Source organism: Pseudomonas sp. FP2309, assembly GCF_030687575.1.
In the GTDB taxonomy this organism is placed as follows: Bacteria; Pseudomonadota; Gammaproteobacteria; order Pseudomonadales; family Pseudomonadaceae; genus Aquipseudomonas.
In genome coordinates, this window is record NZ_CP117439.1 from 1,043,079 (window position 1) to 1,060,553 (window position 17,475).

The 17,475-nt window shown below is 61.8% G+C and carries 15 protein-coding genes; 6 read left to right on the forward strand and 9 right to left on the reverse strand.

Features of this window, described 5'->3' with window-relative positions; genetic code table 11:
- Positions 1-2: 2 nt before the first annotated feature.
- From PSH59_RS04670 to lpxC, 4 genes are all read left to right on the forward strand, one after another.
- Positions 3-872: a cell division protein FtsQ/DivIB gene (locus PSH59_RS04670; RefSeq protein WP_248075379.1), complete on the forward strand. Its 870-nt coding sequence runs from the start codon at positions 3-5 to the stop codon at positions 870-872.
- Positions 873-887: 15 nt separating this feature from the next.
- Positions 888-2,150 carry a cell division protein FtsA gene (gene ftsA, locus PSH59_RS04675; RefSeq protein ID WP_025855584.1) on the forward strand — a complete coding sequence of 421 codons (1,263 nt, stop codon included), beginning with the start codon at positions 888-890 and terminating at the stop codon, positions 2,148-2,150.
- A gap of 132 nt (positions 2,151-2,282) precedes the next feature.
- Positions 2,283-3,488, forward strand: coding sequence for a cell division protein FtsZ (ftsZ, locus tag PSH59_RS04680; protein WP_017526184.1), 1,206 nt, complete (start codon positions 2,283-2,285; stop codon positions 3,486-3,488).
- A gap of 112 nt (positions 3,489-3,600) precedes the next feature.
- A complete protein-coding gene (gene lpxC, locus PSH59_RS04685; protein ID WP_065900836.1) occupies positions 3,601-4,512 on the forward strand; it encodes a UDP-3-O-acyl-N-acetylglucosamine deacetylase in 912 nt (303 codons plus the stop codon).
- 92 nt (positions 4,513-4,604) lie between these two features.
- On the opposite strand, the gene PSH59_RS04690 is transcribed toward lpxC, so the two are convergent.
- From PSH59_RS04690 to PSH59_RS04710, 5 genes are all read right to left on the reverse strand, one after another.
- Positions 4,605-6,101 carry a sensor domain-containing diguanylate cyclase gene (locus tag PSH59_RS04690; RefSeq protein WP_305394407.1) on the reverse strand — a complete coding sequence of 499 codons (1,497 nt, stop codon included), beginning with the start codon at positions 6,099-6,101 and terminating at the stop codon, positions 4,605-4,607.
- 254 nt (positions 6,102-6,355) lie between these two features.
- Positions 6,356-7,720: a heavy metal sensor histidine kinase gene (locus PSH59_RS04695; RefSeq protein WP_305394408.1), complete on the reverse strand. Its 1,365-nt coding sequence runs from the start codon at positions 7,718-7,720 to the stop codon at positions 6,356-6,358.
- Positions 7,710-8,387, reverse strand: a complete 678-nt coding sequence (locus tag PSH59_RS04700; RefSeq protein WP_248075385.1) for a heavy metal response regulator transcription factor — start codon at positions 8,385-8,387, stop codon at positions 7,710-7,712. The genes PSH59_RS04695 and PSH59_RS04700 overlap by 11 nt, the downstream gene beginning before the upstream one ends.
- A 31-nt stretch (positions 8,388-8,418) precedes the next feature.
- Positions 8,419-11,508, reverse strand: coding sequence for a multidrug efflux RND transporter permease subunit (locus PSH59_RS04705; RefSeq protein WP_305394409.1), 3,090 nt, complete (start codon positions 11,506-11,508; stop codon positions 8,419-8,421).
- Positions 11,505-12,671, reverse strand: a complete 1,167-nt coding sequence (locus PSH59_RS04710) for an efflux RND transporter periplasmic adaptor subunit (protein WP_248075391.1) — start codon at positions 12,669-12,671, stop codon at positions 11,505-11,507. Before PSH59_RS04710 ends, PSH59_RS04705 begins: the two co-directional genes overlap by 4 nt.
- 213 nt (positions 12,672-12,884) lie before the next feature.
- Between PSH59_RS04710 and PSH59_RS04715 the strand changes: the two genes are divergently transcribed.
- Together PSH59_RS04715 and PSH59_RS04720 are read left to right on the forward strand one after the other, a co-directional pair.
- A complete protein-coding gene (locus tag PSH59_RS04715) occupies positions 12,885-13,118 on the forward strand; it encodes a hypothetical protein (protein WP_248075393.1) in 234 nt (77 codons plus the stop codon).
- A gap of 168 nt (positions 13,119-13,286) precedes the next feature.
- Positions 13,287-14,069, forward strand: coding sequence for a transporter substrate-binding domain-containing protein (locus PSH59_RS04720; RefSeq protein ID WP_305394410.1), 783 nt, complete (start codon positions 13,287-13,289; stop codon positions 14,067-14,069).
- Positions 14,070-14,122: 53 nt separating this feature from the next.
- Here PSH59_RS04720 and PSH59_RS04725 read toward each other — a convergent pair whose 3' ends face one another.
- The 4 genes from PSH59_RS04725 to PSH59_RS04740 form a co-directional block, all read right to left on the reverse strand.
- A complete protein-coding gene (locus PSH59_RS04725; RefSeq protein ID WP_305394411.1) occupies positions 14,123-14,866 on the reverse strand; it encodes a YkgJ family cysteine cluster protein in 744 nt (247 codons plus the stop codon).
- 109 nt (positions 14,867-14,975) lie between these two features.
- Entirely contained in the window at positions 14,976-15,458 is a 483-nt protein-coding gene (locus tag PSH59_RS04730) for an N-acetyltransferase (RefSeq protein WP_248075404.1), read from the reverse strand.
- A 3-nt stretch (positions 15,459-15,461) separates the two neighbouring features.
- Positions 15,462-16,364 carry a chemotaxis protein CheV gene (locus PSH59_RS04735; RefSeq protein WP_248075407.1) on the reverse strand — a complete coding sequence of 301 codons (903 nt, stop codon included), beginning with the start codon at positions 16,362-16,364 and terminating at the stop codon, positions 15,462-15,464.
- Between the two features lie 90 nt (positions 16,365-16,454).
- Positions 16,455-17,429 (reverse strand): D-glycerate dehydrogenase, encoded by a 975-nt coding sequence (locus tag PSH59_RS04740; protein ID WP_305394412.1) that lies wholly within the window; start codon positions 17,427-17,429, stop codon positions 16,455-16,457.
- Positions 17,430-17,475: the final 46 nt, after the last annotated feature.

Sequence of the window (17,475 nt, forward strand, 5' to 3'; positions counted from 1 at the left end):
ACATGAAAGGCGCATCGCTTCGTCATCAGCCCCCACAAGCACCGAGCCGCAAGCCGGTGCCACGGGGTGCCAGCCGAATGGTGGCTAAAGAGCCGATGTCGGCGCGCCTGCCGAAAGCCAACTTTGGTTTCCTCAAGGCGCTGTTCTGGCCGGTGTTATTGGTGGTGCTGGGCTTCGGCACGTATGAAGGCGCGCAGCGTCTGCTGCCGTACGCCGATCGGCCGATTACCAAAATCAGCGTGCAGGGCGATTTGAGCTACATCAGCCAGCAAGCGGTACAACAGCGCATCGGCCCGTTCCTGGCGGCGAGCTTTTTTACCATCGACCTGGCGGGGATGCGTCGCGAGCTGGAACAGATGCCGTGGATCGCCCACGCCGAAGTCCGCCGTGTGTGGCCGGATCAGGTGACGATCCGCCTGGAAGAACAACTGCCCGTGGCCCGTTGGGGCGAGGAAGCGCTGTTGAACAACCAGGGCCAGGCGTTCACGCCGCGTGAGTTGGCCAACTACGAGCACCTGCCGCAGTTGTTCGGGCCGCAGCGGGCGCAGCAGCAAGTGATGCAGCAGTACCAGGCCTTGAGCCAGATGCTGCGGCCACTGGGCTTCTCCATTGCACGCCTGGAACTGCGTGAACGGGGCAGCTGGTTTTTGACGACCGGGGCAGGCAGTTCCGGCCCGGGCATCCAGTTGTTGCTGGGACGCGACCGCTTGGTGGAAAAGATGCGCCGTTTTATCGCCATCTATGACAAGACCTTGAAAGAACAGATTACGAACATTGCGAGCGTCGACCTGCGTTACGCCAACGGCCTTGCCGTCGGCTGGCGTGAACCGGCTGCGCCCACGGCAGCGCAACCCGCTGTCGCGAAGAATTAAGAAGAGGCAGGACCCATGGCAAACGTGCAAAGCGGCAAAATGATCGTCGGTCTCGATATCGGCACCTCCAAGGTGGTGGCGCTGGTGGGCGAGGTCGGGGAAGACGGCACGATCGAGATCGTCGGTATTGGCACGCATCCGTCCCGGGGCCTGAAGAAGGGCGTGGTGGTGAATATCGAGTCCACCGTGCAATCGATCCAGCGCGCCATCGAAGAAGCGCAGCTGATGGCCGGTTGCCGGATTCACTCGGCATTTGTCGGCGTTGCGGGCAACCACATCCGCAGCCTGAACTCCCACGGCATCGTGGCGATCCGCGACCGTGAAGTCAGTTCGGCCGACCTTGAGCGCGTGCTCGACGCTGCCCAGGCCGTGGCGATCCCGGCTGACCAGCGCGTGCTGCACACCCTGCCGCAGGACTACGTGATCGATAATCAGGAAGGCGTTCGCGAGCCTCTGGGCATGTCGGGCGTGCGTCTGGAAGCCAAGGTCCACGTGGTGACCTGTGCCGTCAACGCCGCACAGAACATTGAAAAATGCGTGCGCCGCTGCGGCCTGGAAATCGACGACATCATTCTCGAGCAACTTGCCTCGGCCTACTCGGTACTGACCGACGATGAAAAGGAACTGGGCGTGTGCCTGGTGGACATCGGCGGCGGTACCACCGACATCGCGATCTTCACCGAGGGTGCGATTCGTCACACTGCCGTGATCCCGATTGCCGGCGACCAGGTGACCAACGACATCGCCATGGCGTTGCGCACACCGACTCAGTACGCCGAAGAAATCAAGATCCGCTACGCCTGTGCCCTGGCCAAACTGGCCGGCGCCGGTGAGACCATCAAAGTGCCGAGTGTGGGTGATCGTCCACCGCGCGAACTGTCGCGCCAGGCCCTGGCTGAAGTGGTCGAGCCACGCTACGACGAGTTGTTCACCCTGATCCAGGCTGAACTGCGCCGCAGCGGCTACGAAGATTTGATCCCGGCCGGCATCGTGCTGACCGGCGGTACCTCGAAGATGGAAGGCGCGGTCGAACTGGCCGAGGAAATCTTCCACATGCCCGTCCGCCTGGGCGTGCCCCATGGCGTCAAAGGCCTGGGTGACGTGGTACGCAACCCGATTTATTCCACCGGTGTGGGCTTGCTGTTGTACGGGCTGCAAAAGCAGACCGACGGCATTTCCCTGTCGGGCCCGAGTAACCGTGACAGCTACCGCAGCGACGACGAAGCCAAAGCGCCGTTGTTCGAGCGGTTGCAGGCATGGGTAAAAGGCAACTTCTAACAAAGTTAGCGGCAAGCGACAAGCCGCAAGCTTCAAGAGTACGGCGCTCCAGGCTTGCGGCTTATCGCTTGAAGCTTGGAGCTGATGTAAGCAGTAGGCGAAAAAACTAGAGAAAACGAAAGGAGAGGGAACATGTTCGAACTCGTAGACAACATCCCCGCCAGCCCGGTCATTAAAGTGATCGGCGTCGGCGGTGGCGGCGGCAACGCTGTCAACCATATGGTCAAGAGCAACATTGAAGGCGTTGAATTCATCTGCGCCAACACTGATGCCCAGGCGCTGAAAAGCATCGGCGCGCGGACCATCCTGCAATTGGGCACAGCCGTGACCAAGGGCCTCGGCGCGGGCGCCAATCCGGAAGTCGGCCGTCAGGCCGCTCTGGAAGACCGCGAGCGTATTGCCGAAGTGCTGCAAGGCACCAACATGGTGTTCATCACCACCGGCATGGGCGGCGGTACCGGTACCGGTGCTGCACCGATCATTGCCGAAGTGGCCAAGGAAATGGGGATCCTGACGGTTGCCGTCGTGACGCGTCCGTTCCCGTTCGAAGGCCGCAAGCGCATGCAGATCGCCGACGAAGGCATCCGTCTGCTGTCTGAAAGCGTCGACTCGTTGATCACCATCCCCAACGAGAAGCTGCTGACCATCCTGGGCAAGGACGCAAGCCTGCTGTCCGCGTTCGCCAAGGCTGACGATGTACTGGCCGGTGCCGTTCGTGGTATCTCCGACATCATCAAGCGCCCAGGCATGATCAACGTCGACTTTGCCGACGTACGTACCGTGATGAGCGAAATGGGCATGGCGATGATGGGCACCGGCTGCGCCAGCGGTCCGAACCGTGCACGCGAAGCCACCGAAGCGGCCATCCGTAACCCGCTGCTCGAAGATGTGAACCTGCAAGGTGCACGCGGCATTCTGGTGAATATCACCGCCGGTCCTGACCTGTCCCTGGGTGAGTACTCCGACGTGGGTAGCATCATCGAAGCCTTCGCTTCCGAGCACGCCATGGTCAAAGTCGGTACCGTTATCGACCCGGACATGCGCGACGAACTGCACGTGACCGTGGTTGCGACCGGTCTGGGCGCGAAAATCGAGAAGCCTGTGAAGGTCATCGACAACACGCTGCATAACAGCCAAGCCAGCCACGCCAGCCAGGCGGCTGCCGCTCCAGCGCCTTCGCGCCAGGAACTGCCGTCGGTGAACTACCGTGATCTGGACCGTCCGACCGTGATGCGCAACCAGGCTCAGGCCGGTGCTGCGGCGTCCCGTAGCCCGAATCCGCAAGACGATCTGGACTACCTGGACATCCCGGCATTCCTGCGTCGTCAGGCCGATTAATGGAATGTATCAGGGCTATGAAGGTGATTGGTGTTCAGCAAAGGTCTGGTCTGCTATTATCGCCAGCCTTTGTTGATACCAGTTCGCAATTTGCGCTGAAGCGGTCCAAGCCATGATTAAACAACGCACCCTGAAGAATATTATTCGTGCCACAGGTGTAGGTCTGCACTCCGGGGAGAAGGTATACCTGACCCTCAAGCCTGCACCTGTCGACACCGGCATCGTGTTTGTGCGTGCCGACCTGGACCCTGCGGTGCAGATTCCTGCTCGCGCGGAAAACGTTGGCGAAACCACTATGTCGACCACATTGGTCAACGGTGACGTCAAGGTGGACACGGTAGAGCACTTGCTCTCGGCCATGGCCGGTTTGGGCATCGATAACGCCTACGTCGAGCTCTCCGCGTCCGAAGTCCCTATCATGGATGGCAGCGCTGGACCCTTCGTATTCTTGATTCAATCTGCCGGCCTGGAAGAACAGGACGCAGCCAAGAAGTTCATTCGCATTCTGCGGGAAGTGACAGTTGAAGACGGCGACAAGCGCGCCACCTTCGTCCCGTTCGAAGGCTTTAAAGTGAGCTTTGAGATCGATTTCGATCACCCGGTATTCCGTGACCGCACCCAAAGTGCAAGCGTGGATTTTTCCAGCACTTCGTTCGTAAAAGAAGTCAGCCGCGCCCGTACCTTTGGTTTCATGAGTGACATCGAGTACCTGCGCAAGCACAACCTCGCACTCGGCGGCAGCGTTGAAAACGCCATTGTGGTCGACGCGGATGGTGTACTGAACGAAGACGGCCTTCGCTACGAAGACGAATTCGTGAAGCACAAGATCCTCGATGCAATCGGTGACCTCTACCTGCTGGGCAATAGCCTGATAGGCGAGTTCAAAGGCTTCAAGTCGGGCCACGCCCTTAACAACCAGCTGCTGCGCAAGTTGATTGAGCAGACGGACGCTTGGGAAGTCGTGACCTTCGAAGATGCCAGCACCGCACCGATCTCTTACATGCGTCCCGTTGCGGCGGTGTAAGTAACAACTCTCTTTCTTTAGTTTTAAAGGCTGCCTTCGGGTGGCCTTTTTTTATGTCTGCGGTTCAGATGACTTGCTGCGGCGAGCTTGCCTCATGACCGGGTTGGCGCACCCACAATCCGATTGCGGCCGGTGTGCTTGGCCTCATACAGCGCCCGGTCGGCGCTCAGCAGCAGAGCCTCCAGCGACGTATGTCCGTGCTTGTCCCACGTGCTCATGCCAATACTTACGGTGATTGGCCGTTCATCGCCAGCCACCCGTGGCAGCTGCTCTACACTGCTGCGGATATGCTCGGCAATGACCCAGGCGCCCTTGGCGTCGGTATGCGGCAGTACCACGGCAAATTCTTCCCCGCCATAGCGGGCCGCCAGATCGGCGGGTCGTCGGATGTTGCTGCCGATCACTTGAGCCACCGTGCGCAAGGCTTCATCGCCGCCTTGATGACCATGGCGATCGTTGAATGCCTTGAAGTGGTCCACGTCGATCATCAGCACGGTCAACGGCTCCGTCGAGCGTTGCGCACGGTCCCATTCCAGGCGCAGGCGCTCGTCAAGGAGACGGCGGTTGGCCAGCCCGGTCAGGGCGTCGGTGGCTGCCAGTTCTGACAGCACCCGTTCGGCGCGGTAGCGGCGCCGCAGTTCGCGGCGCAGCATCCAGGTGAGCCACAGCAAACCGATGCAGAGGATACCGGTGGCGCCGCTGGTCAGCAGCGCGGCGCGTCGCCAGGGCGCCAGAACGTCGTCACTTGAGAGGGCCACCACCACGATCAGCGGCAGCTCGCCGACGTTGGTGAAGGTATACAAGCGCTCCTTGCCAGAGAGGGCAGAGACGGCCTGGAAGCTGCCATCGCCTTCACGCAGTATGCGTTTGAAATTGGGTCGATCGCTCAGGTCCTTGTTGATCATGTCCCGCTCAAGCAGCGGCTGCTGTGCAAGCAGGATCCCATCATTGTTGAGCAGGTTGACGCTGCTGCCATTGCCGATCGTCAACGTGCTGAACAGTTGGTCGAAATACGCCAGACGCATGGTCGCCACCGCCACGCCGGCAAATTCACCGTTGGGCCCGGACACACGCCGACTGAACGCCATGCGCCATACCTGGTCGCAGTCGCAACGGATTTTGAACGGACGACTGATAAATAAACCGGCCAAAGCGTTCGTGGCGTGGACCTGGAAATAATCGCGGTCGGCAAAGTTGCGCGGCGTGGGTTGCAGGGTCGAAGAGTCTGCGATCACCGTGCCTTTGGCGTCGAGCAACAGTACCTCACCCTTGAAAGGCGCGGCACCCGCTAAATCAAACTGCACCAGGTGTTGGATGTCCGCGCTAACCTGAGACAAGTCTTCACGTTTTTGCGCCGTGATCAGCCCTTTCAGGGCCAGGTCGTACAGCTCGACGTTACGCAGCACATCGGCATTGATCAGTTGGGCAATATTGGTGGTTGAGCGCGTAGCCGCTTGCAGCGTGCTTGTGTGTTCGCGGCTCAACAACGCCGCGACGATGGTCACAATCAGTGCGACGGTGAAGCTGCTGCCGAGAATCAACAGCAGTTCAGGGTGCGCTGGTACGGTACGGGCACGGCGTTGACTCATGGGGCAGACTTCAGCGGTGTGAATACTGGCAGTTTAGTTGTACCCGATGAAAATTAAACACTGCGCTGTAAAGAAAGATCGCGGGTCAGAACACGTCCAGCGGATGGTCGACAATCCCCCGATGCTCATCCATGTCGCGGTCCACCGCCGAATAACCGTCGCGCATCATCGATGCGTCAACTTAACGCAGGCGAGCGGTGCGATGCAGCGTGTAACAAGATAAGGGCTATTGCCGAAAACGCAGCAGTGGCCCCTCAGACCGGCAGAGTGATACCAAACGTATTGCCGCCGTGTTCGCTGCGCACGAATACATCCCCGCCGTGCATCAACGCAATTGCCTTGACGATGGCCAGGCCCAAGCCATGATTGGCCCCGCTGTTGCTGCGCGAAGCGTCCACGCGATAGAAGCGTTCGAACAGCCGTGGCAGGTGCTCAAGGGCAATCGCTTCGCCGGGGTTGGTCACGCCGATGGTCACTTGCTGCTCTTTCACTTCAATGTTTACGTTGATCGCCTGCCCTGGCGCGGTGTGCTGCACCGCATTGCTCAGCAGATTGATCAGGGCGCGGCGCAAATGGGCTTTTTCGATCTGCACCCTGGCATCACCCTGGACCTGCACGTGCACCTGGGCGTCTTCGAGAATGAAATCCAGATAGTCGAGGGTGGTTGCCACTTCATCGGCCAGCGAGCTTTCGATCAGCTTGGTGGCCTTGCTGCCCTGGTCGGCGCTGGCGAGGAACAGCATGTCGTTGATGATCGAGCGCAGCCGCTCCAGCTCTTCCAGATTGGATTCGAGCACCTCGAGATAATGCTCGGCCGAGCGTCCACGGGTGAGCGCCACCTGGGTCTGGCCGATGAGGTTGGTCAGCGGCGAGCGCAGTTCATGGGCCACGTCGGCATTGAACGATTCCAGGCGAGAGTAGGCCTGCTCGACGCGGTCGAGGGTGGCGTTGAACGAGTTGACGAATTGCCTGAGTTCCGGCGGCAACGGTGACAGCTGCAGGCGCCCGGAGAGCTTTGGCGGGGCGAGTTTCTGCGCTTCCTGCGAGAGTTTTTCCAGCGGCTTGAGGCCAATGCGCGAGACCCAGAAGCCCAGCAGCGCCGCCAGCACCACGCCGACAAAGGCCAGGCCGATCAGGGCCATCAGCAGATGGTGTTGCGTGGCGCGGAAATTCTCGGTGTCGATGGCAATCATAAAACGCAGCGGCGGGCGTTGCTCCTTTGCCACAAACTGGCTCACCAGCACCTTGAACGGATAATCGTGGCCGGGCAGGTGCAAGTCGCGTTTTCCGGTGGCGCCCTGGGCAAACGCGCGGATCTGCGCGTCAGGCTCACCGTATTCGTAGCTTGGGTCACTGCTGACTACCCAGAAGCGGATACGCTTGTCTTCCTCGCCCAACAGTTTGAGCTTGGCTTTGATCTTCACCCAATGCTCCGGCGTACCGAAGCGATTTACCGAGGACTCCAGCACGCTGTAGCGCGCATCCAGTTCCGCCCCCGGCAACAGGCCCAGGCCCCGGTCCACCTGCTGGTACAGGGCGCCGCCGATCAACACAAAGATCAACAGCGCCACCAGGGTGAACATGCCGCTCAGGCGCAGCGCGATGGAGTTAGCCGACACTGCGGTTCTCCAGCACATAGCCCATGCCACGGATGGTGTGCAGCAGTTTGTGTTCGAAGGGCCCGTCGAGCTTGGCGCGCAGGCGTTTGATCGCCACTTCGACGACGTTGGCGTCGCTGTCGAAATTAATGTCCCAGACCATCTCTGCAATCGCCGTCTTGGAAAGGATTTCACCCTGGCGCCGCGCCAACACGCTGAGCAGCGAGAACTCCTTGGCGGTCAGGTCCAGGCGTACGTTGTTGCGGCTGGCCTTGCGGCTGATCAAATCGATCCACAGGTCGGCCACGGTGACCTGGACTGGCTCATGGCCGCCGCTGCGGCGGGTCAGGGCCTGCAGGCGCGCGACCAGCTCCAGGAACGAAAACGGTTTGCCGAGGTAATCGTCGGCTCCTTCGCGAAGGCCGCGAATGCGGTCTTCCACGCGCTCGCGGGCGGTGAGCATGATCACGGGGGTCTGCTTGCGTGCACGTATCGCACGCAGCACGCCGAAGCCGTCTAGGCCGGGGAGCATCACATCGAGCACGATCACCGCGTAGTCGTTCTCCAGCGCCAGGTGCAGGCCCTCGATGCCCTCGCGGGCCACGTCGACGGTGTAGCCCTGTTCTGTCAGGCCGCGGTGCAGGTAGTCCGCGGTTTTTTCTTCATCTTCAACAATCAGTACGCGCATGAGCCTTTTGCTCCAGGGCGGTGCCTTGGCCTCAGTGTGTGGTCGCCAGCGTGGCGGCGGGTTTGGGCCGGTGAAAAAATTTCTCGAGGCACAAGTATATGACCGGTGTGGTGAACAGCGTCAGCGCCTGGCTCACCAGCAGCCCACCGACCACTGCAATGCCCAGCGGCTGGCGCATTTCTGCGCCGGGGCCGGCACCGAGCATCAGCGGCACCGCGCCGAGCAGCGCGGCGAGGGTGGTCATGATGATCGGCCGGAACCGCGTCACGCAGGCTTCATAAATTGCTTCTTCGGGCGGTAAGCCGCGTACGCGCTGAGCTTCCAGGGCGAAGTCGATCATCAGAATGCCGTTTTTCTTGACGATGCCGATCAGCAGCACCAGGCCGATCAGCGCCATGATCGAAAAGTCCTGGCCCATCAGGGTCAGCATGATCAGTGCGCCCAAGCCCGCCGACGGCAAGGTGGAAATAATCGTCAGCGGGTGCACGAAGCTTTCGTACAGCACACCCAGAATGATGTAGACCGCCACCAGCGCCGCGAGGATCAACCATGGCTGGCTGGCCAAGGAGCTTTGGAACGCCTGGGCCGCGCCCTGGAAGTTGCCGATGATGGTAGTAGGCATGCCGATTTCGTTCTTGGCCTGATTGAGCATGATCACCGCATCGCCCAACGCCACGCCGGGCGCCAGGTTGAACGACAGGTTGGCGGCGGGGAACATCCCATCGTGGCTGATGGACAATGGCCCCACGCTCGGCGGATCGACCTTGGCCAAGGCCGACAGCGGCACCATCTCATTGGTCAACGGCGAACGCAGGTAGAAGTAGTTCAGGCTTTCGGCCTTGCCGCGCTGCCGGGTGTCGAGTTCCAGCACCACCTGGTACTGGTTGATCTCGGTCTGAAATTCGTTGATCTGGCGTTGGCCGAAGGCATCGTACAGCGCCTGGTCGACGTCGGTGGCGGTCAGGCCGAAACGTGCCGCCGCCTGGCGGTCGATGCTGATGTGGGTGATGCTGCCGCCCAGTTGCAGGTCGTTGGACAGGTCGCGAAACGCCGGGTTGGTGCGCAGTTTTTCGGTGAGGCGCTGGGTCCAGGTGTTCAGCGTCGGGCCGTCGTTGCTCTTGAGCACGTATTGATACTGTGCACGGCTGGGGCCGGAGCTGAGGTTGATGTCCTGGCCGGCGCGCAGGTACAGCACGATACCAGGCACCTTCGCCAGTTTCGGGCGGATACGGTCGATAAACTGGCTGGCCGACACATCGCGATCGCCACGATCTTTGAGGGCGATCCAAAAACGCCCGTTGGCGATGGTCTGGTTGCTGCCGGTCACGCCCACCGAGTGGGAAAACGCCTGCACCGCCGGGTCGTCCTTAATGATCTCGGCCAGCGCCTTGTGCTTGGCGACCATGTCCGGGAACGACACGTCGGCCGCCGCTTCGCTGGTGCCAAGCACAAAACCGGTGTCCTGCACCGGGAAGAACCCCTTGGGAATAAACACATAGCCGACCACGGCCAGGGCCAGGGTCACGATAAAAATCGCCGCCATGCTGCGTTGATGGGCCAGCGCACGGCGCAGGTTGCGTGCATAACCGGCCAGCAGGCGGTCGCTGAAACCGGGCTTGTCGTGGGCCGGGTGCGTGGGCGCGCGCATAAACAGCGCGGCCAGGGTCGGTGCCAGTGTCAGCGACACCACCACCGAAATCAGGATGGTCGAGGTCGCCGTCAGCGCAAATTCCTTGAACAAACGCCCGACCACGCCGCCCATGAACAGCAGCGGAATAAACGCCGCCACCAGCGAGAAGCTGATGGACACCACGGTAAATCCAATCTCGCCGGCCCCCTTGATCGCGGCTTCGCGTTTGTCGAGCCCCGCTTCCAGGTGACGATGGATGTTCTCCACCACCACGATGGCATCGTCCACCACGAAGCCGACGGCGATCACGATCGCCACCAGGGTCAGGTTGTTCAGGCTGAAGCCCATCACGTACATCAGCGCAAAACTGGCGACCAGCGACACCCCCAGCACGCTGGACACGATCAGCGTCGCCGACAGCTGGCGCAAGAACAGCGCCATGACCGCCACCACCAGCAAAATCGCGATCAGCAGCGTCACTTCCACCTCATGCAGGGAGGCGCGGATGGTCTTGGTGCGGTCGCTCAGCACACTGACCTGCACCGAGGCCGGCAGCATGCCTTGCAGCCTCGGCAGTTCGGCTTGAATGCGGTCGACGGTCTCGACGATATTTGCGCCGGGCTGGCGCGAAATCACCAGGTTGACCCCCGGTGTGTCGCCGGACCAGGCCTGCACGTAGGCGTTTTCCGAGCCGTTGACGACTTTGGCGATATCACGCAGTTGAACCGGTGCACCGTCCTTGTAGGACACAATCAGTTGGGCATAGTCCTCGGGGTGAAACAGCTGATCGTTGGTCGACAGGGTCGACACGCTGTTTTCACCATAGATCGCACCCTTGGCCAGGTTGAGGCTCGATTGCTGGATGGCCAGGCGCACATCGGCGAGGGTCAGGCCGATGGCCGCGAGCTTGTCGGGTGAGGCCTGCACCCGGATGGCCGGGCGTTGCTGGCCGGTGATGTTGATCTGGCCAACGCCGTCGATCTGGCTGATCTGCCGCGCGAGCAGGGTTTCCACATAGTCGCTCAGCTCGGTGCCGGGCATGCTGTCGGAACTGACGCTGAGGATCAGCACCGGGCTGTCCGCCGGGTTGACCTTCTTCCAGGTCGGCAGGCTGGGCATGTCGCCGGGCAGCTTGCCGGACGCTGTGTTGATCGCCGCCTGCACTTCTTGCGCGGCGGTGTCGATGCTCTTGTCGAGGGTGAATTGCAGCGTCAGGAGGCTGGAGCCCAGGGCACTGCTGGAGGTCATCTGGGTCATGCCGGGGATGGCGCTGAACTGCACCTCAAGCGGCGTGGCCACCGATGAGGCCATGGTGTCGGGGCTCGCGCCGGGCAGGGCGGCGCTGACTTGGATCGTGGGAAATTCCGCTTCCGGCAGTGGCGCGATGGCCAGGCGCGGGAAGGCAATGATTCCGAGCAGTACCAGCGCGAACGTCAGCAACAACGTCGCGACCGGGTGGTCGACGCACCAGGCTGACGGCGAACGGCTCATGGTTGCACCTTGGCATCGACGGTCTGGATCACTTGGGGCGGCTCTTTGAGCACCTCCACCTGCGCGCCGGCCTTGAGCCGTGACTGGCCGTCACTGACCAGCACATCCCCGGCCTGCACGCCTTTGATAATGCTCGCGTCGCTGTCCTGGTAGGTGACTTGCACCGGCACGACCTCAACTTTGTCACCGTTGACCCGGTACACGAAGTGCGAATCCAGCCCACGTTGCACCACCGTTGGCGGTACCACCAGAGCGTTTTTGTCGAGGGCGGTCTGGATCTTGATGGTCACCAGTTGCCCGGGCCACAGGCGTTGCGAGGCGTTAGTGAACTCGGCCTTGGCGCGCAGGGTGCCGGTGGTGGAGCTGATCTGGTTGTCGATCAGGCTCAAGTGGCCTGCGCCGAGCAGGTCGCCGGTCTGGCCGTCGGTGTCGGCGCCCAGGTAGGCATCGACGCTGGCGCGGGCGGGCGCGGCGATCAGGCGTTGCAGCGTAGGCAGCATTTGCTGCGGCAGGGCGAACTCGACGGCGATCGGGTCGATCTGGGTCACGGAGAACAGGCCCTGAGCATCGCTGGCACGCAGGAAGTTGCCCTCATCCACGTTGCGAATACCGACGCGACCGCTGACGGGCGAACGAATCTGAGTGTAGGAAAGCTGTACCTGAGCCGAATCGATTGCGGCCTGGTTGCCCTGGACGGTGGCCTTGAGCTGATTGACCAAGGCTTGCTGTTGATCGTAGGTCTGCTTGGAAACGCCGTCGTCGACGCTCAGTTCCTTGTAGCGCTTGAGGTTGACCAGTGCCACCTGCAGCTGCGCCTGGCTCTCGCCCAGTTGTGCCTTGGCCTGGTCGAGGCTGGCGCGGATCGAGCGATCATCGATGCTGGCCAGCAGGTCGCCGGCCTTAACCAACTGGCCTTCCTTGACCCGCAGTTGGGTGAGAATGCCGTCGACTTGCGGGCGAATCACCACGCTGTGCAGCGACAGTACCGTGCCGATGCCACTGACGAACCGCGGGATGTCCTGCTGCGCCACGCTCACCACTCGCACCGGAATCGCGGTGGGTGCCGCCAGTTTGGCTTTGGCTGGGCGGGTCAGCGCCCACGCCGCAACAGCCACTACTACGAGGACACCCACGATCAGGGCGATTTTTCGTTGAATCTGCATGGGTGAGACGCCGGGACAAGGGAAGGGGAGAGTGAACGGTCTTTATAGCGCTGCAACCCGGTCAGCACGGTGACCGCAAACTGACAGCGCTGTCAGCAAGCGCCGACGATTCCTACGGGCGGTGGTTAAAGATCCGAAGCTCGCAGGTATACTGCGCGCCAGTGCGGCCCGCAAGTCGGGCCCGCCTCATTTTTTGCACGCTTCGGAGCTTCCATGACTTCCCCGACACAACCCCCTGTTGACGCGGCCGACCTCGTCGATCCGGCCAGCGCCGACAGCGTTGAAAAAGCCGAGATCCCCGCGTTCAAGTTTCCGTTCAAGCCGGGTGAACTGGCCGGCGCCAAAAATGCAGCTCAGCCTTGGTACAAGAACGGCGCGAAAAACGGTCACACCAAGTCGCCGGGCATGGCTCCACCGGGTACCCGCCGCTCCATGGGTAAACGCTGAGGTTAAACAGCCTTGCGCTGCGTCGGCTATTGCCTACAACGCCCGCTGAGATTTCTGATTGTAGGTCTACGTCCGTTTCTTGAAAGCTTGCACAGCCTTTGCAGCACCCCCCACGGTTTACCGCGCAGGGTGTGGTGAGGCTGCACTTTCCGGAAAAGGACGTTTCCCGTGGCCCAGATACACATCTGTGCAGTGCTTGCGCTGTTGCTCTCCATGGATGCCGTGGCAGCCGGTGATCCACACCGGCACGAAATCCGTTTTGGCGTTGCTGCGCAATTCCCCCCCTTCCAGAGTCGCAACCCACAAGGGCAGTTGGTAGGCCTGAACATCGAATTGGGTAATGCCCTGTGCGATCAGTTGAATGTGCGCTGTATCTGGGTCGACCAGGTGATCGCCGAAGACTTCCGCGCCCTGGAAGCCAGGCAATTCGACGCGATCATGGGCATGGCACCTACGTCGAAACGGCGTCAATGGGTGAGCTTCTCCGATAACCTTTATCCCTTCACCACGCGGCTGGTGGCCCGCAGGACCTCCGGCCTGTTGCCAGACGTAACGTCGCTCAAAGGTAAACGGGTTGGCGTGTTGCTGGGCAGCAACCGCGAAGCCTTCGCCCGCGCGCACTGGGCAGCAAAGGGGGTGATCATCAAAAGTTTCTGGCTCAATGATGACCTGGTTCGCAGCCTGGTGGCAGGCGAGATCGACGCCACGTTGCAAGGCACCGTGGAAATTCGTGAAGCCCTGTTCGACACCCCGTACGGCGAGGATTTCGACTTCCTGGGGCCCGCCATTTCGGCGTCGCTGCTGGGCGATGGTGTGGCGATCGCGGTGCGCAAGACCGATACAGCCTTGCGCAATGCACTCAACCGCGCCCTTGAGCAACTTATCCACAATGGTGAGTACCAGCGGATTATCCTGCCCTACCGCCTGGACCCGGTGCCGATAGCTCCTTGATGACCAATCAACCGCGCGGCGTGGCCGGGTCTACCAGGTGAGTGCGCAGCCCCTTACGCCGCGCGCAGTGGGATAAACGCATAATTGGCCGGCACCTCGGTGGCAATCTGCGCCCCCGCATTCAGCACCTGCTCGGCGATATCCAGCCCGGACACATGGAACACCCACTCATGGGCTGCGCTCGGCTCCTCGGTGGCCTGCTCAACCGCCTGGGCGAATGCGGCCATGTCCGGCAGGTAGGCGGTAAATCCATCGCCCTTGAGTGCTGTGGTGCGAATGCCCAGCAATGCGCACGCCGCTTCTTTGATCTGCACATCGTCGCGGTCGGCCTGGCGCGAGTGGCGGATCAATTCGGCCAGTTGCGGGTCCACCAACTCACCACCGATGATCAGCGCCGGGCCCTGTTCCCAGGATTCGGGCGGGCAGTCCTTCGCGCCGGGGTTGAGCGGGATGTGCGGGTTGATTTCCATCGGGTAGATGCGGCAGACCAACGGGCGACGCTCATAGATGCGGCAGCGGTTGTCTTCGTCAAGATTCCGGCAGCGCCCGGCGTTATAGGCGGCAAAGGTGATTGCCACAAATGCCTCGGTGCTGCCGCTGGGCACCACCACCGAACGCCGCTTGGCGTGCTCGCGTTGCTGCAAGGGCAAGCCCAGACCGTTGCCGAGAAACCCCTCCACCAGCACGATCACGTTACCGCCGTCCGCCGCCCACATACGGGCTTCGTCGAGGGTCAGGGGCACATGGTGGTCGGTGCAGCATTTGCCGCAGCCGACGCAGCAAAAATGAGTATTCATGGCGGATCTGTTACCAGGCTAGGTCAGAGGGCACGCGGGAACGGTGACGGGTTTTTGCCTCTTCACACCGTTGCGGCTGTCATGAAAGCAAGTTATGCGCCAGTGCCTGTCAGCCGTCGCCGAGCACATCGCGCAGCACAAACACCATTCCCGCGCTTTCGTACAGCTGACGGGCGCGCAGGTTGCTCTCCAGTACCTTGAGGTCCACGCAGGGTTCGCCGCGCTGCTTGAACACCTGGAAACTGTGCAGCAACAACGCCCGGCCCAGCCCCTGGCCCTGGGCGCACGGGTGCACCGCGAGGTTCTTGATAAATGCGCTGGTCCAGCAGTGGGCCACGCCCAGAATGCCGTCGCCGTTGCTGGCCACCAGGCACAGCGTGGGGTCGAACTCGGCGTCGGTGACGAACTGGTGCCGCCAGGTTTCCAGGTTGGGCACGCGGCCGCCGCCCTGTTCCTGGGTCATGCGCAACACCGCGTGGATCGCCGGAGCCAGCTCGTCGCGGTAATGATCCAGGCACGTACCGGCCGGCCATTGCGGCGCAGGCAGGCTGCCGCGCAGGTCGCGGCGTAGCAGTTGGAAATACTCAGGCACCGCTTACAGGCCTTTTTCGGCGACCGATTTGGCGGCGACGACCAGGCACCGGGTGAGCTCCGGCGAGGAAAACTTGGTGAGTACCGCGTCGGCACCTGCCAGGCGCGCCTTTTCGCTGTTCATCGCGCTGTCCAGAGAGGTGTGCAGCAGCACGTAGAGGTTATTAAAGTCCGGGGTTTCGCGCAGGGTGCGGGTGAGGGCGTACCCGTCCATTTCGGACATTTCGATATCCGACACCACCACGTTGATCTGCGCGGCGGTGCCTTGCAGTTCCAGCAGCACGTCGATGGCCTCCTTGGCGCTGCGTGCGGTGTGGCAGGTCAGGCCGAGGTTGCGCAGTGTGTGCACCGACTGCTGCAGCGCCACCTGGCTGTCATCCACCACCAGAATCCGTGCGTTACCCAGGACTTCGGCCTCTTCCATGGTCAGGTCGGTCGGCGCTGCCTCAATCGGCGCCGGGGCGATGCCGTGGATAACTTTTTCGATGTCCAACACTTGCACCAGCCCGCCATCGACCTGGGTTACCCCGGTGATAAACGCGCGGTTACCACCGGAGCCGTAGGGGGGCGGGCGGATGTCGGTGGTCAGGCAATGCACGATTTTACTCACGGCCTGCACATGCAGGCCCTGCTTGGAACGGCTCACGTCGGTGACGATCAGGCAGCCGCCGTTGGGGTCTTCAAGGGGCATTTCCCCCAGGGCACGGCTCAGGTCGATCACCGACAACGAGGCACCGCGCAGGGTGGCGATGCCTTTGACGTGGGGGTGTGACTCCGGCAGCCGGGTGAGCGGCGGGCAGGGAATGATTTCGCTGACTTTCAGCAGGTTGATGGCCATCAGCTTGCCGCTACGCAAGGTAAAGAGCAGAAGCGAGAGTGAGTCTGCGCGGGCTTTGGTGGTGGACATAAAAACCTTCTGTGGATCCAGGGATGACGATCTTCTATGGAAGGTTATCGACGTGAGCGGCCCATGCTTTAGCCACATGGACCATTCAATTCAACCCTTCCACACCTGCGGGTTCACCAGGTCCTGCGGACGCTGGCCCAGCAGGGCGCTGCGCAGGTTGTCCAGGGCGCGGTTGGCCATGGCTTCACGGGTTTCGTGGGTGGCCGAGCCGATGTGCGGCAGGGTCACGGCATTGCTCAACTGGAACAGCGGCGACTCGGCCAGCGGCTCCTGCTCGTACACGTCCAGCCCGGTACCGCGAATGGTCTGGTTCTGCAGGGCCTGGATCAGCGCCGGCTCGTCCACCACCGGGCCACGGGAGATGTTGATCAGGATTGCGCTGGGTTTCATCAGCGCCAACTCGCGGGTGCTGATCAAATGACGGGTCTTGTCGCTCAATGGCACGACCAGGCAGACGAAATCCGCCTCGGCCAGCAACTGGTGCAGGCTGCGAAACTGCGCGCCCAGCTCGTTTTCCAGTGCCACCTTGCGGCTGTTGCCGCTGTACAGGATCGGCATGTTGAAGCCCAGCCGGCCACGACGGGCCACGGCTGCGCCGATGTTGCCCATGCCGACAATGCCCAGGGTCTTGCCATGCACATCGCACCCAAACAACGGCGCGCCGACACTGGCTTTCCACTGGCCGGCCTTGGTCCAGGCGTCCAGCTCGGCAACGCGGCGGGCGCTGCTCATGAGCAGGGCGAAGGCCAGGTCGGCGGTGCTTTCGGTGAGCACATCAGGGGTGTTGGTCAGCATGATCCCGCGCTCGTTGAAGTACGGCACGTCATAGTTGTCGTAGCCCACCGACACGCTGGATACCACCTGCAGGTTGCTCGCGCCTTCGAGCTGCGCCCGGCCCAGCTTGCGACCCACGCCAATCAGGCCGTGGGCGTGGGGCAGGGCTTCGTTGAATTGGGCGTTGATGTCGCCAAGCTTGGGGTTGGGCGCGATCACCTCGAAGTCCTGTTGCAGGCGTTCGATCATGGGCGGGGTGATGCGGCTGAAGGCCAGGACAGTCTTTTTCATTGCAGGCGGGCTCATCGACTACGGAAGAATGCCAAGCACGCTAACA